This is a genomic window from Micromonospora sp. NPDC023966, assembly GCF_040639095.1.
Classification (GTDB): domain Bacteria; phylum Actinomycetota; class Actinomycetes; order Mycobacteriales; family Micromonosporaceae; genus Micromonospora.
On record NZ_JBEZZJ010000002.1, the window covers coordinates 377,489 to 401,627 of the forward strand.

Below are 24,139 nucleotides of genomic sequence, written 5' to 3' on the forward strand. Positions count from 1 at the left end.
GGCCCCCTTCCCACCCGACGGGCGGGCCACCCGAGGATGCCGGAAGATCCGGCGAAGGCGCAGGTAGCGGGCGGTGCGACGGCGAGGCTGGGCAGGCCGTGACGCGTTGCGCAGTCAGAAAAGTTGCTGCCCATCGAGAAATAGACGAACGTGCGACCGGGCTGGCCGAACGCATCGACGACCGGCACGATCCGGGGATCCGATTGAAGATCACCAGTGCCATGATGTGGGCAGGCATTTCCCATCGAGGGATCTGCACCTGTCGCATGGACGAGCCGATCACGAGGCCCGGGGCGGCAATTTCCGAACCGCGGATCCGATCCGCCGGTCGGCCGCGTCCCCGCCGCCCCGCACCGTGCCCACGGCTGTGCTCCACCGGGCCGACCCGACCGCACGCCGGCCGGCCGTCAGCGACAGGTGTCCGATACCCGATCACGAGCAACTGGTGGACCGGGCCGGCGCGTGAGCGGCGCTCCTCCGGCCGGTGCGCGAGCAGAGGAGGCGGACGCGATGACCGACGTCCTGAGGTCCCGGCGGACCACGCCGGACACCCCGCTCCGGGACGACCCGCCGGGCGGCGTCCCGGCACCGGCCTCGGCCGCGCAGCGCCAGATGTGGCAGCTCAGCCGCCTCGACCCCGGGGCGACCAGCTACCTGGTGCCGCTGGCGTACCGGCTGCACGGTCCGCTCGACGTGGCGGCCCTGTCGGCGGCGCTCGACGGGCTGGTGGCCCGGCACGCCGCCCTGCGCACCACCCTGGCGGCGGCCGCGGACGAGCCGGCCGGAGAGCCGGGCGACGACCCGGCGCGGCGCCTGGTCCAGGTGGTCCACGAGCCGCGCCCGGGGCTGCTGCGGGTGCACGACCTCAGCGGGCTGCCCACCTGGCAGCGCGACCAGGAGCTGCGGGCCCGGATGCACGCCGAGGCGGGCACCCCGATCGACCTGGAACACGGGCCGGTGCTGCGGGCCCTGCTGCTGCGCTGCGGGCCGGAGCAGCACGTCCTCCTGCTGACCTTCCACCACGTCGCGGTCGACGAGTGGTCGCTCGGCATCCTCCACGACGAGTGGGAACGCCTGTACGCCGCACACCGGGCGGGGCGGCCGGCCGGCCTCGACCCGGTCGACGGCGACCACCGCGAGCACGCGGTCCGGCAGCGGGACTGGCTCGCCGGTCCGGAGGCGGCCGCCCAGCTCGACTACTGGCGCGGGCAGCTCGCGGACGCGCCGGCCGTGCTGGAACTGCCCACCCGCGGCCCACGCCCCGCCGTACCGTCCAGCGCGGGAGCCACCCTGTCGGTGCCGCTGGACGTCGACGCCGACGCGCTGACCGCGCTGTGCCAGCGGATGCGGGTGTCCCCGTACATGGTCATGCTGGCCGCGCTGCACGTGCTGCTGGCCCGCTGGACGGGGCAGCGCGACATCGTGGTGGGCACGCCGGTGGCCAACCGTCGGCGGGCCGAGACGCAGCGGCTCGTCGGGCTGCTGCTGAACACGGTCGCCGTCCGGGCCCGGCTGGACGACAACCCGTCGTTCGAGACGCTGCTGGGGCGGGTGCGTACCGCCGCCCTGGAGGGCCTGAGCAGGGAGGAGCTGCCCTTCGGGACGGTGCTCGAGGCGCTGCGTCCGGCGCGCCGGCCCGGCTTCACCCCGCTCTTCCAGGTGATGTTCGTCTACGGCCGGGAGGCGACGCCCCCGCGCCTGGACGACCTCGAGGTCACCCCGGTCGAGGTGCCCGTCGACACCGCCAAGTTCGACCTCACCGTCTCGGTCCGGGAGAACGCCGACGGCCTGCGGACCGCGCTGGAGTACCGCACCGACCTGTTCGACTCCGACGCGATGGTCCGCCTCGCCGGACACTTCCAGACGCTGCTGCGGTCGCTGGTGGCCGATCCGGGCGCGCCGGTCGGCTCGGCCGCGATGCTCACCCCGGACGAGCACCGGCAGCTCGTCGGGGACTGGAACCGCACGGCCACCCCGGCCGAGCCGGACGACCTGGTCCACCTGCTGATCGAGCGGCAGGCGCGGGAGACCCCCGCCGGCGTGGCGGTGACCGACGGCGACGGCGCACTGAGCTACCACGAGCTGCACATTCGAGCCGAGGCGCTGGCGGAGACGCTGCGCGGGCGGGGCGTCGGCATCGGCAGCCTGGTGGGGGTGCTCCTGCCGCGCGCGGTCCCGTTCGCCGTGGCGGTGCTCGCCGTGCTGAAGGCCGGCGCGGCCTACGTACCCATGGATCCGGCCAACCCGCCGGCCCGGCTGCGGTACCTGGTCGAGGACACGGCCGCCCCGGTGGTGCTCACCTGCGCCGAACTGGCGCACCTGGTGCCCGACGGCACGGCGCTGCTGGTGCCCGGGCCGGACGCGCCGGTCCCGCCGGTCGAGCCCGGCCGCGGCGCCGGCGGCGGGCCGCGGCGGCGGCCTCGGCGCCGGCCCCAGCCGTCGGCGGACGACCTGGCCTACGTCATCCACACCTCCGGCTCCACCGGCCGGCCGAAGGGCGTCATGGTCACCCACGGCGGGGTGTGCAACTACGTGCGCTGGGCGGCCCAGGCCTACCGGCTGCGGCCCGGGGACACCGTGCCCCTGCACTCGTCCATCGGATTCGACCTCACCGTGACGAGCCTGCTGGTCCCGCTGGCCGGCGGGGCCACGGTCCGGATGATCGGCGAGCACCTCGGCCCCGAGGCGCTGGGCGAAGCGCTGCGCGACCAGCGGACCCCCTTCGGGCTGGTCAAGATCACCCCGGCCCAGCTCGACCTGGTCCGCCACCAGCTCCGCCCCGCCGAGCTGGCCGGCCGCACCCGGTGCTTCGTGATTGGCGGCGAGAACCTGCGCGCCGACCAGGTGGCGCCGTGGCGGGCCCACGCGCCCGGCACCGCGCTGGTCAACGAGTACGGGCCGACCGAGACCGTGGTCGGCTGCGCCGCGTACGAGGTCGACCCGGGCTCGCCGGCCGAGGGCTCCGTCCCGATCGGCCGGCCGATCGCCAACACCCGGCTGTACGTGCTGGACGGGTGGCAGAACCCGGTCCCGGCGGGCGTGGTCGGCGAGCTGTACGTCGGCGGGGCCGGGGTGGCGCGCGGCTACCTGCACCAGCCGGGCCTGACCGCCGAGCGGTTCGTCCCGGACCCGTTCTCGGGCGTCCCCGGCGCCCGGCTCTACCGCACCGGCGACCTCGTCCGCCTGCGCCCCGACGGGCACCTCGAATACCTGGGCCGCACCGACCACCAGGTCAAGCTGCGCGGCTACCGGGTGGAGTGCGGCGAGATCGAGGCGGCCGTCCGGCGCTGCCGGCCGGAGCTCGACGTGACGGTGCAGCTGCGAGACGACCCCGACGACCCGCGGCTCGTCGCGTACCTCGGGGGCGGGGCGGAGACCGACGTCGCGGCCCTGCGGGCGGCGCTCGCCGCCGAACTGCCGTCCTACCTGGTGCCCGCCGCGTTCGTCCGGCTCGACGCGCTGCCGCTGACCCGGAACGGGAAGGTGGACGCCGCCGCGCTGCCCGCTCCCGGACGCGCCGCCAACGTGCCCCGGCAGCGGTCCACGCCCGAGCCCGCGGCCCCCGAACTGCCGGTGGCCGCGCCCGCTCCGGCCCGCTGGGACGTCGCCCGGGTACGCCTGGAGCGGCTGGTCGTGGACGTGTGGCGCGAGGTGCTCGGCGTCGACCGGGTCGGGGTGGCGGACAACTTCTTCGACCTCGGCGGCCACTCGATGCGGCTGCTGGCCGTCCTCGACCGGCTGCGCGACCGGCTCGGCGACGTGCTCACGGTCACCGACCTCTTCCGGCACCCGACGGTCGACGCCCTGGCCACGTTCCTCGCCACCGCCACCACCGGGACGACCGCGCCGGCCCCCGCCCCGGAACGGATCGCCCGGCCCCGCGCCGGCGCGCGCGACGACACGGGGCAGCCGGGCGGCCTGATCGCGGTGGTCGGCATGGCCTGCCGCTTTCCCGGCGCGCGGACCGTCGACGAGTACTGGCAGAACATCAGCAGCGGGGTGGAGTCCGTCCGCGAGTTCAGCGTCGAGGAGATGCTCGCCGACGGTGCGGATCCCGGCCGGCTCGACGACCCGGCGTACGTCCGGGCCGGCACCTGGCTGCCCGGGATCGACGAGTTCGACGCGGCCTTCTTCGGGATCACGCCCCGGGAGGCGCAGACCCTCGACCCGCAGCACCGGCTGCTGCTGGAGTGCGCCTGGCACGCGCTGGAGCACGCCGGCCACGACCCGGCCGGCCATCCCGGCCGGATCGGCCTCTTCGCCGGGTCGGGCCGCAGCAGCTACCTGCTCGACCACCTGAGTGGTCACCCCGAGCTGGCCAGCGCCATCGGCGAGCACCAGCTGTCGATCAGCAACGACAAGGACTTCCTGCTCAGCCGGGTCGCCTACAAGCTCGACCTCACCGGGCCGGCGGTCACCGTCGCCACGGCCTGCTCGACCTCGCTGGTGGCCGTGCACCTCGGCCGGCAGAGCCTGCTGACCGGCGAGTCCGACCTGGTGCTGGCCGGCGGGGTCAGCATCTTCCCGGCACAGCGCCGCGGCTACCTCTACCACGACGGCGGGATCTACTCCCCCGACGGGCACTGCCGCCCGTTCAGCGCGGACGCCCGCGGCAGCATCGAATCCAGCGGGGTCGGCATCGTCGTGCTGAAGCGGCTGGAGGACGCGGTCGCGGCCGGCGACACGGTCTACGCGGTGATCCGCGGCTCCGCGGTCAACAACGACGGGGCGCGCCGCACCGGCTACACGGCGCCCGGCGTCGCGGGTCAGGTCGAGGTGGTCAGCAGCGCGCTGGCCACGGCCGGGGTGGACCCCCGCTCGGTGAGCTACGTGGAGGCGCACGGGACGGGCACCAGCCTCGGCGACCCGATCGAGGTGGCCGCGCTGACCGAGGCGTTCCGGCGCGGCACCGACGACCGCGGCTTCTGCGCCCTCGGCTCGGTCAAGGCCAACATCGGGCACACCGACGCCGCCGCCGGGGTCGCCGGTCTGATCAAGACGGTCCTGGCGCTGCACAGCCGGACGCTGCCCCCGACCATCAACGTCAGCCGACCCAACCCGGCCATCGACTTCGCGGGCAGCCCGTTCTACCTCAACGACAGCGCCCGCCCGTGGACCGCCGACGGCCCGCGCCGGGCCGGCGTCAGCTCGTTCGGCATGGGCGGCACCAACGCCCACGTGGTGCTGGAGGAGCCGCCGGCCACGCCGGCCGAACCGAAGGGCACACCCGCCGCCGGGCCGCACCTGCTGGTCGTCTCGGCCCGCTCGGCCGAATCGCTGGAGCGGCAGACGCGCCGGCTCCGCGACTGGCTCGACGCGCGGCCCGAGGTTGACCTCGGGGACGTCACGGCCGGCCTGGGCCGGCGCCAGTCGATGACGCACCGGCGGTTCCTCGTCGCGACGGACCGGGCCGACGCGCTGGCCGCCCTCGACGCGCCGCAGCGGCAGTTCACCGGCACCCATCCCGGCGGCCGGCGGCCGCTGGTGTTCGCCTTTCCCGGGCACGGCGCCCAGCACGTGGCGATGGGCGCCGGCCTGTCCCGCGCGGAGCCGACCTACCGGGCCGTGGTGGACGAGTGCGCCGACCTGGTCCGCGACGACCTGGGGCTCGACCTGCGTACCCTGCTCTGCCCCGCGCCCGGCGGTCACGCGGAGGCCGAGCGGCTGCTCGCGGAGCCCCGGCTGGTCCAGCCCGCGCTCTTCGTCACGAGCTACGCGCTCGCCCGGTCGCTGCTCGCCCGGGGCGTGACCCCGGACCTGATGGTGGGGCACAGCCTCGGCGAGTACGTCGCCGCCTGCCTCGCCGGGGTCTTCTCCCTGGCCGACGCGCTGCGCCTGGTCTGCGCCCGGGGCGCGCTGGTCGGGCGGACCCCGGCCGGGGCGATGCTCGCCGTGAGCCTGCCCGAGACGGCGGTGGCCGCGCTGCTGGACGACCGGGTGTCGCTGGCCGCGGTCAACGCCCCGGAGCTGTGCGTGCTCTCCGGCGACCCGGAGGCGATCGGGGCGCTGCGCGAGCGGCTGACCGGCGACGGGGTCGACTGCCGGCCGCTGCGGGTCGCCCGCGGCTACCACTCCGCCCTGCTCGACCCGGTGCTCGACGAGTTCGCCGAGCAGGCCGGCCGGATCACCTACCACGAGCCCGAGCGCCCCTACCTGAGCAACCTGACCGGCGGCCCCGTCGTCCCCGGGCAGGTCACCGATCCGGCGTACTGGGTGCGGCACATGCGCGAGCCGGTGCGGTTCGCCGAGTCGGCGGCGCTCCTCGCCGAGCAGGACGTGGTCCTCGCCGAACTGGGCCCGGGGCACGCCCTCGGCGGCCTGGCCCGGCTGGCCGGCCTGCGGCCCACCCAGGCGGTGGCGGCCATGCGGCATCCGCGCACCGACGCCGACGACCTCACCACGCTGCTCGACGCGGTCGGCCGGCTGTGGCTGGCCGGCGCACCGGTCGACTGGACCCGCTTCCACGGTGGCGGGCGCCGCCGGCTGGTCCTGCCGGGCTACCCGTTCGAGCGGCACCGGTACTGGGTGGAGGCGGCGACGCGTCCGGCGGCTGCGGCCCTTCCCGCGCCCGCCGCACCGGACGCGCCGGCCGAGCCGGACGCCGCCGAGCCGGTCGACGCCGGCAACCGGCCGGCGCTCAGCACGGCCTACGTCGCCCCGGGCACCCCGGCCCAGGAGTGCGTGGCGGAGATCTGGGCCGAGCTGCTCGGCATCCGGCCGATCGGGGCGCACGACAACTTCTTCGAGCTGGGCGGGCATTCGCTGCTCGCCACCCAGGTCGTGGTCCGGCTGCGGGCAAGGCTCGGCGTGGCGCTGCCGCTGGAGACGGTCTTCGCGCAGCCGACCGTCGCGGGCATCGCGGCGGCGCTGCCCGCCACCGCCACCGCACCCGCCGCGCCCGCCGTGCTCGAGCCGGTCGCCGCCGCGCCGGCCGAGCCGGCCATCCCCCGCGCCGACCCCGGCGCCGGACCGGCGCCGCTCTCCTCCGGGCAGCACCGGCTCTGGTTCCTCGACCAGGCGTACGCGCAGAACGCCTACACGGTCGCCACGGCGCTGCTGCTGGACGGCGAAATCGACCTGGACGCGCTGCGCGGGGCGCTGGCCGAACTGGTCCGGCGGCACGAGTCGCTGCGTACCGTGTTCCCGCTCGGACCCGACGGCGACCCGGTCCAGCAGGTGCGGCCGGCCGGCCCGGTCGAGCTGCCGGTCGTCTCCGCGCCGGCCGGGGCGGACGACGCGGCTCCGCGGAGCATCGTGGAGTCGGCGGTCGCCGACGCGGTGCCCGGGTGGGTGCACGCGGCGCTGGCCGCCGACGTGCGGCGCCCGTTCGACCTGGCCGGCGGCCCGCTGTTCCGGGCCGTGCTGCTCCGGGTCGCCGACGACCGGCACGTGCTCTCGCTGACCATGCACCACAACGTCTCCGACGGGTGGTCGCTCGGCATCATCGCCGGCGAACTCGCCACCCTCTACGCGGCCGCCCGCGACGGCAGCCCGGCGCCGCTGCCCGACCTGCCCGTCCAGTACGGCGACTACGCGCGCTGGCAGCGCGGCCGGCTGGCCGACCCGGACAGCGACGACCTGCGTTACTGGCGCCGGCAGCTCGACGGGGTGGCGAACGTGCTGGAGGTGCCCACCGACCGGGCCCGGCCGCCGGTGCAGACCTTCGACGGCGCGGTCAGCACCCGGGTCCTGCCCCCGGAGACCGCCGACGAGCTGCGCCGGTTCAGCCAGACCCGGGGCGCCACGCTCGCCATGACCGTGCTGGCCGCGCTGAAGGCCCTGCTGTGGCGCTACACCGGCCAGCGCGACATCTGCGTCGGCACGCCGGTTGCCGGGCGGGTCCGCGCCGAACTCGAGCCGATGGTCGGCTTCTTCGTCAACATGCTGCCGCTGCGCACCGTGCTCGACGGCGACTGGACCTTCGCTGAGCTGCTCACCGAGGTGCGCCGCACGGCGCTGGGCGCGTACGACCACCAGGAGGTGCCGTTCGAGCGGCTGGTGGATCTCGTCGACGCGCCCCGGGACCTCAGCCGGAACCCGCTGTTCCAGGTGATGTTCAACCTGCTGAACGTTCCCGAGCAGCGGGACCTGGGCACGGCCGGGCTGCGGATGGTCCCGTTCGCCGTCGAGCCGGGCATCGCCCAGCAGGACTTGGCCCTCTACGCGTACGAGGTGGACGAGGGGCTGCGGTTCCGGCTGGAGTACAACACCGCGCTGTTCGACGCGGAGACCGCCGAGCGGATGATGGGGCACCTCGAGACGCTGCTCGCCGCGGCCGTCGCCGACCCCGGCGTCCGGCTGGCGGAACTGGCCGTGCTCACCCCCGCCGAGCTGGCCCGGGTCGCCGAGTGGAACGACACCGCCACCGATGCGGGCTGGCCGGTGCCGGGCCGGCCGACCCTGGTCGAGCTGATCGCCCACCAGGTCGCGACGCGCCCCGACCGGCCCGCCGTGACGTTCGGCGCCACCACGCTCAGCTACGCCGCACTGAACGCCCGGGCCAACCGGCTCGCGCACCGGCTCCGCCGGGCCGGCGTCGGCCCGGACGTCACGGTGGCAGTCTGCCTGCGCCGCTCGCCCGAACTGCCGGTCACCCTGCTCGGCGTGCTCAAGGCCGGCGGCGCGTACGTCCCGGTGGATCCCGACTACCCGATCGAGCGGCAGCGGTACGTGCTGGCGCACAGCGACGCCCGGGTGCTGGTCACCGAGGCGGATCTCGCCGGCCGGTTCGCCGACTTCGCCGGCGAGGTGGTGCCCGCCGGCACGGCGCTGGACGCGGAGCCGGAGACCGACCCCGAGCCGCTGGCCGGGCCGGACGACCTCGCGTACGTCATCTACACGTCCGGCTCGACGGGCCGCCCCAAGGGCGTCCGGGTGACCCACGGCGCCGTGGTGAACACGCTGGCGACCATGCGGGAACGGCCGGGCCTGACCGGCGACGGCACCATGCTCGCGATGGCGAGTTTCGCCTTCGACATGTCGGTGCCGGAGCTGTTCCTGCCCCTGGTGGTCGGCGCCCGGATGCTGCTGGTGGGTCGCGACGTCGGCTATGACGCGCCCCGGCTGGCCGACCTGCTGCGCGCGGAGCGGGTCACCCTGGCCCAGGGCACCCCGGCGACCTGGCGGCTGCTGATCGAGTCCGGCTGGACCGGGACGCCCGGCCTGACCGCCGTCTGCGGCGGCGAGGCGGTGTCCGCGCCGCTGGCCCGGCAACTGGCCGAGCGGGTGGACGCGTTGTGGAACCTCTACGGCCCGACCGAGGCCGCCGTCTGGGCCACCATGGACCAAGTCGAGCCCGGCTTCACGCACCTCACCATCGGCCGCCCGATCGGCAACATGCGCGTCCACGTGCTCGACGGGCAGCTGTCCCCCACCCCGGTCGGGGCGCTGGGTGAGCTGTACCTCGGCGGCGCCGGGCTGGCCCGCGACTACCACGGCGACCCGGCACTGACCGCGCAGCGGTTCGTGCCGGAGCCGGGCGGCGGCGGCCGGCTCTACCGCACCGGTGACCTCGGCCGACGCCTGGCCGATGGCCGCATCGAGTTCGTCGGACGCAGCGACTCGCAGGTCAAGGTGCGCGGGTTCCGCATCGAACTCGGCGAGATCGAGGCGGTGCTGCGCCGCCACGAGTCGGTGCGCGACGCCGCCGTCGTGGTCCGCGAGGACGAGGCCGAGAAGTCCATCGTGGCCTACCTGACGCTGGCCGGGCCCGACGCCGACCCGGCGCAGCCCGCACCGGAGGTCACCGCCGACTTCGACGCCGACCCGGCGCCGTGGCGGGCCTTCGCCCGCACCTACCTGCCGGACTACATGGTGCCGTCGGCGTTCGTGGTGCTCGACCGGATGCCGCTCAACGCCAACCGCAAGGTCGACCGGGCGGCCCTGCCCGCGCCCCGCCGCGGCGGCGCCGCCGTCGGCGCCACCCCGCCGGACACCCCGCTGCGCAAGGCCCTTGCCGAGCGGTGGGCGGCGGTGCTCGGGTACGACAGCGTCGGCATCGACGACGACTTCTTCGACCTCGGCGGCGACTCCTTCAAGGCCATCAAGGCGCTGGCCGGCAGCGACCCGGCGATCAGCGTCCTCGACCTGTTCCGCCACCCGACGATCCGGGGGTTGACCGAGCACCTGGACGCGACCGGAGGATCCGTCGGGCGGCTGCTGCACGAGCTGACCCCGGCCCGGCCCGGTACGCCGACGACGCTGACGCTGGTCTGCGTACCGTTCGGCGGCGGCAGCGCGATCACCTTCCAGCCCCTCGCCGACGCCCTCCCGCCGGGCGTCTCGCTCTACGCCCTGGAGCGTCCCGGTCACGACCTGAACCGCCCGGACGAATCCCTGCTCGACCTGGACGAGCTGGTGGACCGCTGCGTGGCCGAGGTGGTCGAGGGCATCACCGGCCCGGTGGCGGTGTACGGGCACTGCGTGGGCGGCGCCGAGGCGGTCGAGCTGGCCCGCCGGCTGGAGGCGGCCGGCGTCGAACTGACCGGGGTGGTCATCGGCGCCCACTTCCCCGCCCCACGGCTGCCCGGCCGGGTGTTCTCCTGGCTGCGGCGGTGGTTCCCCATGGAGCGCTGGATGTCGAAGCGGCGGACGCTGGAGTCGCTGCGCGCCATGGGCTTCTTCACCGAGGTCTTCGACGAGAACGAGAAGGACTTCGTGATGCGCGTGGTCCTGGCCGACGCGGCGAAGGGTGAGGACTACTACACCGACGTCTATGCCGGCGGCCTGCCCCGGAAGCTGGCGGTGCCGCTGGTCTGCGTCGTCGGCAGCGGCGACCGCGCCACGGAGCTGTACCAGGAGCGGTACCTGGAGTGGGAGTTCTTCGCCGACCGGGTCTCGCTGGAGGTCATCGAGGGCGCCGGGCACTACTTCGCCAAGCACCAGCCGGCCGAGCTGGCGAGCATCATCCTGGCGCACTGCGCCCCGCCGGTGGAGCAGCCGGCCGAGCCCGCCCGCCCGGCGACCGAGGCGGCGCCCACGCCACCGCGCGAACAGCCGGCGGCCACCCGCCGCGCGATGCCCAGCCTGGCGGTGTTCTACCTGGTCGCGATCGGTCAGCTGGTCTCGCTGATCGGCAGCGGGCTGACCGGCTTCGGCATGAGCCTCTGGGTCTACCAGCGCACCGGGTCGGTGTCGCTGTTCGCCACGGCCACCGTGCTGGCGCTGCTGCCCGCCGTGGTCCTCTCCCCCATCGCCGGCGCGCTCGCCGACCGGTGGGACCGAAGACGCATCATGATCCTCGCGGACTGCCTGGCCGCCACCGGCACGGTGAGCCTCGCGCTGCTGCTCTGGCTCGGCCAGCTCCAGCTCTGGCATGTGTTCACCGCGATCACGGTCACCGCGGTGGCCACCGCCTTCCAGCAACCCGCCTACCTGGCGGCCGTCACGCAACTGGTGCCGAAGCGGTACTACGGGCGCGCCAACGGCATCGTCTCCCTCGCCACGGCGACGAGCACCGTGCTGGCGCCGCTGGTCGGCGGCGCGCTGGTGATCGCGGTCGGGCTGCGCGGCATCGTCGTCATCGACCTGCTCACCTTCGCGGTCGCGGTGCTCGTCACCCTGTCGGTCCGCTTCCCGGACACCCTGTTCGTCAAGCGGGAGGAGCCGTTCCGGCGGGAGGTTCTCGGCGGCTGGCGGTTCATCGTCCGCCGACACGGCCTGGTCGCCCTGGTCGTGCTGGTCGCCTCGCTGAACTACTTCTTCGCCATGGTGGAGGTCCTGGTCACCCCGCTGACCCTGTCGTTCGGCGACCCGGCGGTGCTCGGCCGGGTGCTCGCCGCCAGCGGCGTCGGCATGGTGGTCGGCTCGGTGGTGATGGGCGTGTGGGGCGGCACGGCCCGGCGGACCACCGGCATCCTGGCCAGCGTCGTGCTGCTGGGCGTCTCGCTGCTCACCGTCGGCCTGCACCCGAGCCCGCTGTTCCCGGCGCTCGGCCTGTTCGGGATGGGCCTGGCCACCGCGCTGGTGAACACCCACTGGCTGGCCATCGTGCAGGCCAAGGTGGGGCTCGAACTCCAGGGCCGGGTGCTGTCCATGGGGCAGATGCTGTCCTGGCTGATGGTGCCGGCCGGTTTCCTCACCGCGGGCCCGCTCGCCGAGCACGTCTTCGCTCCGCTGGTCTCCTCCGGCGGCGTGCTGGCCGGCGTCGTCGGCACCGGACCGGGGCGGGGCATGGCCCTCGCGGCGATCGTGGCCGGCCTATGCGCCCTCGCCCTGGCCGCCGCGGGCATCGCGTACCGGCCGATCCGCGACGTCGAGGACGAACTACCGGACAACGACCCGGGCAGCGTCATCCTCGCCGACAAGGACCGCCTCCAGGAGGCGGCCGACCGCCAGCTCACGCTGCACCGCGGCGGAGGGTCACGCCGGTGAGCGCCCCCACCCGGCCCGCCGGCCCGAGGCGCCGGAGCACCGGCCCGTGCGCGAGCGGCGGTCCGGCCACCGTGGACTGCCTGCACCGGATGGTGGCGGCGCAGGCGGCCCGCACCCCGGAGGCGGAGGCGGTCCGGCACGGCGACCGCGCGCTCTCCTACCGGGAACTCGACGAGGCGGCGAACCGGCTCGCCCGGGTGCTGCTCCGGCGGGGGGTCACCCGGGAGGACCGGGTCGGTGTCTGCCTTCCGCGCACGCCCGAGCTGGTGGTCGCCCTGCTCGCCGTGCTCAAGGCCGGCGCCGCCTACGTGCCGTTGGACCCGGCGTACCCGCCGGCCCGGGTGGCGTTCATGACCGCCGACTCCGGGATGCGGCTGGTGCTCACCCGCGCCGACCTCGCCGACCGGTTCCCCGACACGGCCCTCCCGGTCGATCGGCTCGACCGGGACGGGGACGCCACCGACCCGGCCGTGCCGGCGACGCCCGCGGACCTGGCCTACGTCATCTACACCTCCGGCTCGACCGGGCGGCCCAAGGGCGTGGCCATCGAGCACCGCTCGGCGTCGGTGCTCATGCACTGGGTGCGGCAGAGCTTCGACGACGCCGAACTGGGCGGCCTGCTCGCCGCCACCTCGGTCTGCTTCGACCTGTCCATCTTCGAGATCTTCGGCCCGCTCTGCTGGGGCGGCCGGGTGCTGCTGGTCGACGACGTGCTGGCCCTCGCCGCACCCGGGGCGGAGCGGCTGCCCGTCACCCTGGTCAACACCGTGCCCTCCGCGATGGGCGAGCTGCTCACCGCGGAGGCCCTGCCGGCGAGCGTACGGACGGTCTGCCTGGCCGGCGAGCCGCTGACCGCCGCGCTGGCCGCCCGCGTGTGGTCCCGCCCGCACGTCCGCCGGCTCTGCAACCTCTACGGACCGTCGGAGGACACCACCTACTCCACCTGGGCGGAGGTGCCCCCGGACAGCGGAGACCCGCCGATCGGCCGGCCGCTGCCGCAGACCCGCGCCTACGTCCTCGACCCCGACGGGCGGCCGGTCCCGCCGGGCGAGCCGGGCGAACTCCACCTGGCCGGGGCGGGCCTGGCCCGCGGCTATCTCGACCGGCCGGAGGAGACCCGGGCCCGGTTCCTGCCCGACCCGTTCCGGCCCGGCGAGCGGATGTACCGCACCGGCGACCGGGTCCGGCTGCGGCCGGACGGCCAGCTCGCCTACCTGGGCCGGCTCGACGACCAGGTGAAGCTCCGCGGCTACCGGATCGAGCTGGGCGAGGTGGCCGCCCGCCTCGCCGCCCTGCCCGCGGTACGCGAGGCGACCGCCGCCGTTCGGCCGGGACCGAGCGGGGACCCGCTGCTGGTCGGCTACCTGGTGGGCGAGCGGCGCGACGACCACCGGGTCCGGCTGGCCGAGGTGCTGCCGGCGCCGCTGGTCCCCGCGATCCTGGTCTGGCTGGACCGGCTGCCCACCCTGCCCAACGGCAAGGTGGACCGCGCGGCCCTGCCCGCCCCTACCCTCGGCGACGGCGCCGGGGCCGACGACGCGCTCGACGGCACGGCCGGCACGGTGGCCGCGACCTGGCGCGAGCTGCTCGGGGTGCCGGTCACCGGCGCCGACAGCGACTTCCTCGCCCTGGGTGGCGACTCCCTGCTGGCGGTCCGCTGCGCCACCCGGCTGGCCGCCGCCACCGGCCGGCCGGTCCGACCGGGCGACCTCTTCGCCCACCCGACGGTCGCCGCGCTGGCCGCCCACCTCGACGGGCTGGCCGCCGACCCGGAGCCGGTCGCGGAACCGGCCGGCCCGGCGCCGACCGGGCCCGCCCCGCTCTCGGCCGCGCAGACCCGGCTCTGGTTCCTGCACCGCCTCGACCCGTCCGACACCTCCTACCTGCTGGCCTTCGCGGTCCGGTTCGGCACGCCGCTGGACCCGGACCGGCTGGCCCGGGCGCTGCGCCGGGTGGTCGACCGGCATCCGGCCCTGCGTACGGTCTTCCCATCCGGCCCGGACGGGCCGGTGCAGCACGTCCGCCCCGCCGCCAACCCGGCGCCGGTCGTCGCCCCGGCCGACCCGGGCACGCCGCTCGACGAGCGACTCCGCCGGCTCGCCGCCGACGCCACCCGGGCCCCCATGGACCTGGCCGCCGGCCCGCTGCTCCGCGCCCACCTGGTGCCGGACGACACCGGCCGCGCACTGGCGCTGCTGCTGGTCGTGCACCACATCATCTGCGACGACTGGTCGTTCGGCGTGCTCGTGCGGGACCTGGCCCGGGCGTACGACCGCGAGGGCGACCTCACGGCGGCGCCCGAACCCCCGGCGGCCGGCCCGGCGGCGTTCGCCGTGGCCGAGCGGGACTGGCTGGCCGGGCCGGCCGGGCGGCAGGCGGTGGCGGACGTGGTGGCGGAGCTGCGCGACGCCCCCGACCTGCTCGACCTGCCCGCCGCCCCGGCCCGGCGGGACCGGGCCGCCGCCCCCACCCGGCCGGACCCCGGCCACGGCCCGCCGCCCGGTGGGGCGCTGCGGACCACGCTGGACGCGGCCACCGCCCGGGCGGCGCGGGAGCTGGCCCGGGCCGAGCGGGTCAGCCTGCACATGGTGGGGCTGGCCGCGTTCGCCGCCCTGCTCGGCGCCGCCACCGGCCGGCGCGACCTGCTCGTCGGCGTCGCCTTCGCCGGCCGGACCAGCCTCGCCGCCGAGGAGAGCGTCGGCTGCCACGTCAACACCCTGCCGCTACGGCTGCGCCCGGCGCCCGACCGCCGCTTCACCGACCTGCTCGCCGAGGCCCGCCGGGTCACCCTGTTCGCCGCCGCGCATCAGGACGTCCCCTTCGACCTGCTGGTGGAGCGGCTCCGGCCCACCCGCCGACCGCGGCGCAACCCCCTCGTCCAAGTCGCCTTCGGGGTGCAGAACGCCCCGCCGGCCCGGCACCGCGACGCGGCCGGCGTCGAGTTCACCGGCGTGGAACTCACCCCGGACACCGCCCGCCTCGACCTGACCCTCTGGCTCGACGAGCGGCGGGACGGGCCGGCGGCGCTCTGGACCTACCGCACCGACCTGTTCGACCACGACGGCGTGGTCGCGTGGCACCGCCGGTTCACCGGGGTGCTGCGTACCGCCGCCGCCGACCCCCGGCGCAGTCTCGCCGACTGCGCCGACACCGCTGGGAGTGAGAGAGATGACTGAGCAGAACCGGGTCGCGCGGACCATCCCCCGTCGCGGCCGCGAGCGGAACCTGGTGGACGTCCGACCGGACTGGCCCGGGGGCCCGCTGCCGGCGCTGGTGCGGGCCAACGTGCCCGACGTCGACCTGCCCGGCTGGCTGGCCGGCCACCGCGACCAGGTCGACGAGCTGGCCCGCCGGGCCGGGGCGGTGCTGTTCCGCGGCTTCGCCGTGGCCGGCGCCGACGACTTCCGCACCGTGATGGCCGCGCTCTCCGACGACGTGCTCTCCTACGGCGAACGCTCCTCACCCCGCAGCCAGGTCACCGAGGGGGTGTACACCTCCACCGAACACCCCGCCGACCAGCCGATCGTGCTGCACAACGAGCAGTCGTACACGGTGAACTGGCCGCTGCGCATCGTCTTCCACTGCGAGGTCGAGCCGGGCGCCGGCGGGCGTACACCGCTCGCGGACAGCCGCCGGGTGCTCGCCCGGCTCCGGCCGGAGACGGTCGCCGGGTTCGAGCGGCGCGGGGTGCTCTACCGGCGCAACTACCTGCCCGGCATCAGCCTCTCCTGGCAGACCGCGTTCCAGACCGAGCGGCGGGAGGAGGTCGAGGCGTACTGCGCCCGGGCGCTGATCGACGTGGAGTGGGTGGGCGACCGGCAGCTGCGTACCCGGCAGGTCCGCCCGGCGGTGCGCCGCCACCCGGTCACCGGGGAGCGGACCTGGTTCAACCACGCGCTGTTCTTCCACGTCACCTCGCTGCCCGACGACGTCAGCGCCGGCCTGCGGGCCGCCCTCGGCGAGGAGGACCTGCCCTACCAGACCGCGTACGGCGACGGCACGCCCATCCCCGACGAGGTGCTGGCCGAGCTGCGCGCCGCGTACGCCGCGGAGACCCGCGCCTTCGCCTGGCAGCGCGGCGACGTGCTGCTGGTCGAGAACATGCTGGCGGCGCACGCCCGGGAGCCGTTCACCCCGCCCCGCCGGATCCTCACCGCGATGTCCGACCCGGTCGCCGCCCCAGAGCTGACCGAGGCGGCGGCGAGCACCGTGCCGGCGGGAGGCCGGGCATGAGCGGGCCGGCGCCCCGGCGGCGCGCCACCGGCACCGTCACCGCACCAGTGACCCGGCGGGTGCTCGCCGACGAGCGGTTCGTGCTGCTCGTCGAGGCCGCCGTGCCCGACCTCGACCTGGCCGGCTGGCTCGCCGGGCGCCGCGCGGAGCTGCTGGCGGACCTGGACACCTACGGCGCGGTGTTCTTCCGCGGCTTCGAGGTACGCACCCCCGACGACTTCAGCCAGGCCGCCCGGGCGGTCAGCCCGGACCTGCTCGGCTACCTGGAGCGGGCCGCCCCCCGGCACGAGGTCGCCGACCGGGTCTTCACCTCCACCGAGTTCAACGCCGAGCAGTGGATCCCGCTGCACCACGAGATGTCCTACTCGCACAACTGGCCCACCCACCTCTACTTCTGGTGCGCGCAGCCGGCCACCGGCAGCGGCGGGGCCACCCCGCTGGCCAGCGAGCGGGTCCTCACCCCGCTGATCCCCGCCGACGTGCGCGAGCGGTTCCTCCGCGCCGGCGTCAGCTACGTGCGCAACTACGGCCCGCACCTGGACCTGCCCTGGCAGGAGGCGTTCCAGACCACCGACCGGGCGGAGGTGGAGGCGTACTGCGCCGCCTCGGCGACCGAGTTCACCTGGCTGGGCGGTGACGGGCTGCGCACCCGGGCCCGGCGGCAGGCGGTCGCCACGCACCCGCGTACCGGGGAGACGGTCTGGTTCAACCACGCCCACCTGTTCCACGTCTCCAACATGCCCGCGGAGGTGTCCGGCGCGCTGCTGCGCGAGTACGGCCCGGACGGGCTGCCCCGCAACGCCTACTACGGCGACGGCGAGCCGATCCCCGACGAGGTGGTGACCGGCATCCGCGAGCTGTACCGGCGGCACGCCGTCTCGGTGCCCTGGCAGCGCGGCGACGTGCTGGTGGTGGACAACTTCCTGGCCACCCACGGCCGGGAACCCTTCCGCGGCGACCGGCAGATCCTGGTCGCCATGTCCGACCTCTACGTCAACCGGAGTGTGTTGTGAACGGATACCGTCTGTCGCCGATCCAGCGCCTGGCCTGGTCCGGGAAGCAGGACCTGGTCCGGGCGCGGGTCCGGCTCGACCGGCCGCTGGACCGGGCACGGTTGCAGGCCGCCGTCGACACGGTGGTGGCCCGGCACGAGGCGCTGCGGCTGACCCTGGTGCACCACCCCGGGTTGCGGGTGCCGTTGCAGGACGTGGACGACAGCCGGGCGGTGACGGTCGGCGCGCAGGGCGACCTGTCGGTCACGCTGACCGACGACGCGCTGGAGCTGGCCGCCACCCCGCTGATCGCCGACCCGGCCAGCCTGCGGCTGGTCCTCGCCGACCTGGCCCGGGCCTACGCCGGCGAGGCGCTGCCGGAGGACCCGGAGGCGCTCCAGTTCCTCGACGTCGCCGAGTGGCAGCTCGAAGAGCGGGAGCAGGCCCCCGCCGCCGAGCCCGCCGCGCCGGCCGCCCGGCTGGTCACCCCGCACGGCGACGACCCCAGCGCGGTGGTCACCGCGACGGTGCCCACCGCCACGCTGGCCGACGCCGCCCGGGCCGCGGACGTCGAGCCGGCCAGCGTGCTGCTCGCCGCCTGGGCCCTCGCGGTGTCCCGCCGGGCCGAGGCGCCGGACGGGGCCGACGAGGCGGACCTGGTGCTGGCCCGGTGGAGCGACGGCCGGCAGGCCGACGGCACCGCCGAGGTGGTTGGACCGCTGGGCGGCTACGGCCCGCTGCGGCTGGCCCTGCCGCTGCCGGCCGCCCCCGCCGACCTGCTGGCCGGGGTGCGCGCCGCCGAGGCCGCCGCCGAGGAGACGTTCCACCTGGTCGACCCGGTGGACGAGCAGACCGGGGCGGTCGCCGGCTTCGCGCTGCTGCCGGCCGTGGACCCGGCAACCGTGGCCGGCCTCGGTGGCGCCACGGTGACGGTCGCCGACCGGCCGCCCGCCGCCGGTCCGCAGCTCACCGCGTTGATCGACGGCGACCGGGTCACCCTGCGGGTGGTCGGCGGGCAGTGGCTGCTCGACACGCTGCTGGCGATCCTGCGCACCCTGCCCGCCGCCCTCACCGGGGACGCCGCGCTGGCCGTGCTCGGCGACGGGGAGGCCGGCTGGCTGGGCGACGCGGCCGGCACGGCGTCCGGGGCGCCGGGGCGTACCCTCGTCGACCTGCTCGACGCGGGCCTCGCCGGGATGGACCAGGGCGCCCCGGCGGTGGTCGCCGCGGACGGCGGGTACACCGTCGGTGAACTGCGGGAACGGGCCGTGCGGGTGGCCGGCGCGCTGGCCGCGCGCGGCCTGGCCGGCGCCCCGGTCGGGGTGCTGGCCGCCCGCTCCCGGGACACCGTGGTGGCCTTCCTCGGCGTGCTGCGGGCCGGCGCGGTGTTCGTGCCGCTGGACCCGGACGCGCCGGCGCCGCGCCTTGCCGCCCAGCTCCGCGCGATCGGCGCGGAGGTCGTGGTCGGCGCCGGCGGCCCGACGACCGTGACCGCCGAGGAACTGGTCGCGGCCGGAGGCCCGCCGCCCCCGCCGCCGGCCCCGGCGGACCCGGCGTACGTGATCTTCACGTCCGGCTCCACCGGCACGCCCCGCCCCGTGCGGGTGTCGCACGGCGCCGCCGCGCACCTCGCCGGCGCGCTGGAACAGACCGTGTACGCGGGCAGCCGCCCGGGGCTGCGGGTGGCGGTGAACGCCCCGCTCACCTTCGACGCCTCGGTGAAGCAGCTCGTGCAGCTCGGCCACGGCCGCAGCCTCTACCTGGTGCCCGAGGAGGTCCGCCGGGACGGGGCGGCGCTCGCCGCCGCGCTGGCCGACCACGACGTGGACGTGCTCGACCTGACCCCCTCCCAGCTGCGCATCCTGCTCGCCGGGGCCGGCAACGTCCGGCTGCCCGGCCTGCTGCTGCTCGGCGGCGAGGCCGTCCCGTCGGACCTGTGGGAGACGGTGGCGGCGCTGCCCGGCGTCCGCGCGGTCAACCTGTACGGCCCGACCGAGTGCACGGTGGACACCAGCGTGGCGGAGATCCGCGCCGGCGACGCCCCGACGATCGGCCGGCCGCTGCCCGGCGTGGCGGTCCGGGTGCTCGACGAGCGGTTGCGGCCGGTGCCGCCGGGCGTGGCCGGGGAACTCTGCGTCAGCGGCCCGCAGCTCGCCGACGGGTACCTGGGCGATCCGGAGGCCACGGCGCGCCGGTTCGTCGAGGTGACCCTGCCGTCGGGGCGCACCGAACGGGTGTACCGGACCGGCGACCGGGTCCGCTTCGACGCCGACCGGCGGCTGCGCTACCTGGGCCGCCTGGACGACCAGGTGAAGATCCACGGCTTCCGGGTGGAGCCGGGCGAGGTCGCCGCCGTCCTGCGCGGGCACCCCGAGGTCGCCGACGCCGCCGTGGTCGCCCGCGACGACGACGGGTACGGCGACCGGCTCGTCGTCTACGTCCGGCCCGGCAGCAGCCCGGCGACGACGGTCGACGTCGAGCGGATCGCCGGGGTCAACCCGCACGAGACCCGCTACCTGTACGACGAGATCTTCGTCCAGCAGGTCTATCTGCGCGACGGCATCGTGCTGCGGCCCGGGGCGACCGTGCTCGACGTGGGCGCGAACATCGGCATGTTCTCGCTCTTCGTCCACTCCGTCTGCCCGGACGCCACGATCCACGCGTTCGAGCCGGTGCCGTCGGTGGTCGACCTGCTGCGGCGCAACGTCGCCGAGTTCGGCGTGCCGGCCACGGTGCACGGGTTCGGGCTGTCCCGGGCGGCCGGGGAGGACTCCTTCACCTACTACCCGGGCTACTCGATGATGTCCGGCCACGCCGCGTACGCCGACCCGGACGCCGAGGTGGCGGTGATCAAGCGGTACCTGACCAACGAGCGGGACGCCGGCGCCGACGGGCGGGACGTGCTGCTCGACCGGGTCGACGAGCTGCTCGCCGAACGCTTCGCCGGCCGGCAGCTCACCGTGCCCGTCCGGCCGCTCTCGGCCGTCCTCGACGAACTGGCCCCGGCGCGGGTCGACCTGCTGAAGATCGACGTGCAGCGCGCCGAGGCGGACGTGCTGGCCGGGCTGGCGGACCGGCACTGGCCGCTGATCGCGCAGGTCGCCATGGAGGTGCACGACGCGCCCGGCACCGAGACGGCGGGCCGGCTGGCCGAGCTGGTCGCGTTCTTCGAGGGTCGCGGCTTCACCGTGGTCACCCGCCAGGACGACCTGCTCACCGGCACCGACCGGCACACCCTGCACGCCGTGCGCCCCGAGTACGCCGCCGACCCGCGCCCGGCGGTGGTCACGGCGGCCCCGCCGGCGGCCGGCCCGCTGGCGGAGCGGCTCTCCGGCTGGCTCGCCGACCGGCTCCCCGCCCACCTGGTCCCGGCCGCGGTGGTGCTCCTCGACGAGCTGCCGCTGACCCGCAACGGCAAGCTCGACCGGGCCGCGCTGCCGGCGCCCCGGCTCGACCGGCCGGCCGCCGGCGCGACGGTCACGCCGGCCAACCGGGCCGAGGAGATCCTCGTCGAGGCGTGGCGCGAGGTGCTCGGGGTGGCCGACTTCGGGGTCACCGACAGCTTCTTCGCCCTCGGCGGCGACTCGATCCGCAGCATCCAGATGCAGGTGGCGGCGCAGAAGCGGGGGCTGTCCTTCCAGCTCAACGACATCTTCACCCACCAGACGATCCGCGAGCTGGTCGAGCACGGGCAGCTCACCGTGGACGGGGTCGGGACCACCGGGCCGGCGGACACCGGGCGGTTCGCGCTGGTGACCGCCGCCGACCGGGAGCGGCTGCCCGACGGGCTCGCCGACGCGTACCCGATGACGGTCCTCCAGCAGGGCATGGTCTACCACGGCGAGCTGACCGGCGACCCGGCCATGTACCACAACGTCACCGCGCACCGGGTCGCCGCGCCGCTGGACGCGGCGGCGCTGCGCCGCGCGCTGGCCGTTCTGGTGGCCGCCCATCCGGTGCTGCGCACCGGGTTCGCGCTGGGCACGTACGCCGAGCCGTTGCAACTGGTGCACGCGGAGGTGCCGGTCGAGGTGCCGGTGACCGACCTGGCCGGCGCGGACGCGCAGACCCGCCGGGCGCGGATCGACGACCTCGTCGCCGAGGAGCGGGTACGCCCCTTCGACTGGGCCCGCCCGCCGCTGCTGCGCCTGCACGCCGTCGGGGAGGAGGCCGACGCGTTCACCCTGATCGTCGCCGAGTACCACGGCATCCTCGACGGCTGGAGCCTGCACCGGTTCCTCACCGACCTGCTCGCCGGGTACGACCGGGAGCGGGCCGGCGAGCCCCGGCCGGCCGATGCCGGCCTGCCGTTCCGGGAGTACGTGGCGGCCGAGCGGCGGGCCCCGGCCGACCCGGTCACCCGCCGGTTCTGGCTGGACGGGGCCGGCGCGGTGCCGCCGCTGCTGCTCGGCGGGGCGCAGCCGCGGACCACCACCACCCAGCGGGTGCCGCTGAGGGCGGGCAGCACCGAGACGGTCACCGAGGCGGCCCGGGCCGCCGGGGTGCCCGTCAAGTCCTGGCTGCTCGCCGTCCACCTGCGGCTGATCGGCGAACTCGCCGGCCGGGACGACGTGGTCAGCGGCCTGGTGGTGGGCGGCCGGCCGGAGGGCGAGGGCAGCGACGCCACCCTCGGGCTGTTCCTCAACACCCTGCCGGTGAGCGTGGCCCTGGGCACCCGGTCCCCGGCCGAGCTGGCCGCCGAGGTGTGGCGGGCCGAGCGGGAGCTGATGGGCCACCACCGCTTCCCGCTCGCCGAGATCGTCCGCGCCGGCGGGGCCGGTCCCCGCTTCGACCACTTCTTCAACTGGACCCACTTCCCGACCGGCCCGGCCGACGGCGGCAGCCGGATCGTGGACAGCCGGGGCGTCACGGTCGACGTGGCGTTCAGCCTGGCCGTCGACGCCGAACTGGACGCCGGAACCGGCCGCCTCGCGCTCACCGTCCAGTACGACCACCGGCACGTCCCCGCGGAGCGGGTGGACGCCTTCGCCGACGGCTTCCGCCGGCTGCTGGCCGCCGACCCGACCGCGCCGCTGCCGCCCGTCGCCCCGACCGGGCCGGCGGCCGGCGACGCGCGGAGCGAGTGGGCCGCCCGGGTGGCCGGGGCCTGGCAGGAGGTGCTCGGGTCCGCGCCGCGCGACCCGGCCGCCGACTTCCTGGCCGCCGGCGGGGACTCGCTGCGCGCCCTGCGGCTGGTCACCGTTCTGCGGCAGCGCCACGGCAGCGACCTCACGCTGCCCGAGTTCGCGGCGCTGGGCAGCTACGGCGCGCTGGTGGACCGGGTGGCGCGCTCGTGACCGGCCTCGGCACGGCCGCCGTGCACGGCGACGACGGCCTGGTGCCCGGCGGGGCGGTGGCGCCGCCGATCGTGCAGAGCGCGACCTTCAGCGCCGAGTCCGACGAGCGGTTCACCGAGATCGCCACCGAGGCCCGGGGCAGCGCCTTCTACACCCGCTACGGCAACCCCAACCACGCCCAGGTGGCCGCCGTGGTCGCCGAACTGGAGGGCGCGGAGACGGGCCTGGTCACCGCCTCCGGCATGGGCGCGATCAGCACCATCGCGCTGGCCCTGCTCTCCGCCGGCGACCACGTGGTGGTGCAGCGCAGCACGTACGGGGGCACCACCTCGCTCGCCACCGGCCTGCTGCCGCGCTTCGGGGTCTCCTGCACCCAGGTCGACCAGACCGACAGCGGGGCGTTCGCGCGGGCGCTGCGCCCGCAGACCCGCCTCGTGCTGGTGGAGACGCCGAGCAACCCGCTGCTGGAGCTGACCGACCTGGCGGCCGTGGTCGCGTCGGCCCACGCCGCGGGCGCGCTGGTGGTGGTCGACAACACCTTCGCCACACCGGTCAACCAGCGCCCCCTCAGCGCCGGGGCGGACCTGGTCTGGCACAGCGGCACGAAGTTCCTCGGCGGCCACTCCGACGTGTCGGCCGGGGTGGTCGTCGGCCCCGCTGGGCTGGTCGAGCGGGTGTGGCAGACGGCGATCGTCATCGGCAGCACCCTCGGCCCGGTCGACGCCTGGCTGCTGCTGCGCGGCATCCGCACGCTTCCGCTGCGCGTGGAGCGGCACAACGCGAACGCCCTCGCCCTGGCCCGGGCCCTGGAGGGGCACCCGGCGGTCGCCCGGGTCCGCTACCCGGGGCTCCCGTCGCACCCCCAGCACGCCCTCGCGCGCCGGCAGATGACCGGCTTCGGCGGGGTGCTCGGTGTCGAACTGGCGGCCGGCCGGGCGGGGGCCGCGGCGCTGCTGGCCGGGCTGCGGCTGGCCAAGCGGGCGGCCAGCCTGGGCAGCGTCAGCACGCTGGTGGTGCATCCCCGGTCAATGTGGGCGGGGATCGTGGACGCGGAGCAACTGGCCGCCGCCGGCATCGGGGACGGCCTGGTCCGGGTCTCCACCGGCATCGAGGACACCGCCGACCTGGTGGACGACTTCCGCGCGGCGCTGGACGGGGCGCCGGCCTGACGCTGGAGGCCCGCCTCAGGAATGGTCCCGACGCCAGCGGGAATCGGAGTGCCGCCAGCAGGACCGACGGACGAAG

6 protein-coding genes are annotated in these 24,139 nt (G+C 76.1%); all 6 read left to right on the forward strand.

From position 1 onward, the window contains the following. Nucleotides 1-510: 510 nt before the first annotated feature. The 6 genes from AB0F68_RS05850 to AB0F68_RS05875 are packed head-to-tail and all read left to right on the forward strand — an operon-like array spanning nt 511 to nt 24,063. Nucleotides 511-12,372, forward strand: coding sequence for an amino acid adenylation domain-containing protein (locus tag AB0F68_RS05850; RefSeq protein ID WP_357333210.1), 11,862 nt, complete (start codon nt 511-513; stop codon nt 12,370-12,372). Beyond that, on the forward strand, nt 12,369-15,548 hold the full coding sequence (locus AB0F68_RS05855; protein ID WP_357333211.1) for an amino acid adenylation domain-containing protein: 3,180 nt from the start codon (nt 12,369-12,371) through the stop codon (nt 15,546-15,548). The genes AB0F68_RS05850 and AB0F68_RS05855 overlap by 4 nt, the downstream gene beginning before the upstream one ends. After that, nucleotides 15,541-16,605, forward strand: a complete 1,065-nt coding sequence (locus tag AB0F68_RS05860) for a TauD/TfdA family dioxygenase (protein ID WP_357333212.1) — start codon at nt 15,541-15,543, stop codon at nt 16,603-16,605. Before AB0F68_RS05855 ends, AB0F68_RS05860 begins: the two co-directional genes overlap by 8 nt. Continuing rightward, nucleotides 16,602-17,618: a TauD/TfdA family dioxygenase gene (locus AB0F68_RS05865; RefSeq protein ID WP_357333213.1), complete on the forward strand. Its 1,017-nt coding sequence runs from the start codon at nt 16,602-16,604 to the stop codon at nt 17,616-17,618. The genes AB0F68_RS05860 and AB0F68_RS05865 overlap by 4 nt, the downstream gene beginning before the upstream one ends. After that, on the forward strand, nt 17,615-22,894 hold the full coding sequence (locus AB0F68_RS05870; RefSeq protein ID WP_357333214.1) for an amino acid adenylation domain-containing protein: 5,280 nt from the start codon (nt 17,615-17,617) through the stop codon (nt 22,892-22,894). Before AB0F68_RS05865 ends, AB0F68_RS05870 begins: the two co-directional genes overlap by 4 nt. After that, nucleotides 22,891-24,063, forward strand: a complete 1,173-nt coding sequence (locus tag AB0F68_RS05875; RefSeq protein WP_357333215.1) for an aminotransferase class I/II-fold pyridoxal phosphate-dependent enzyme — start codon at nt 22,891-22,893, stop codon at nt 24,061-24,063. Before AB0F68_RS05870 ends, AB0F68_RS05875 begins: the two co-directional genes overlap by 4 nt. The last annotated feature ends 76 nt before the right edge of the window (nt 24,064-24,139 follow it).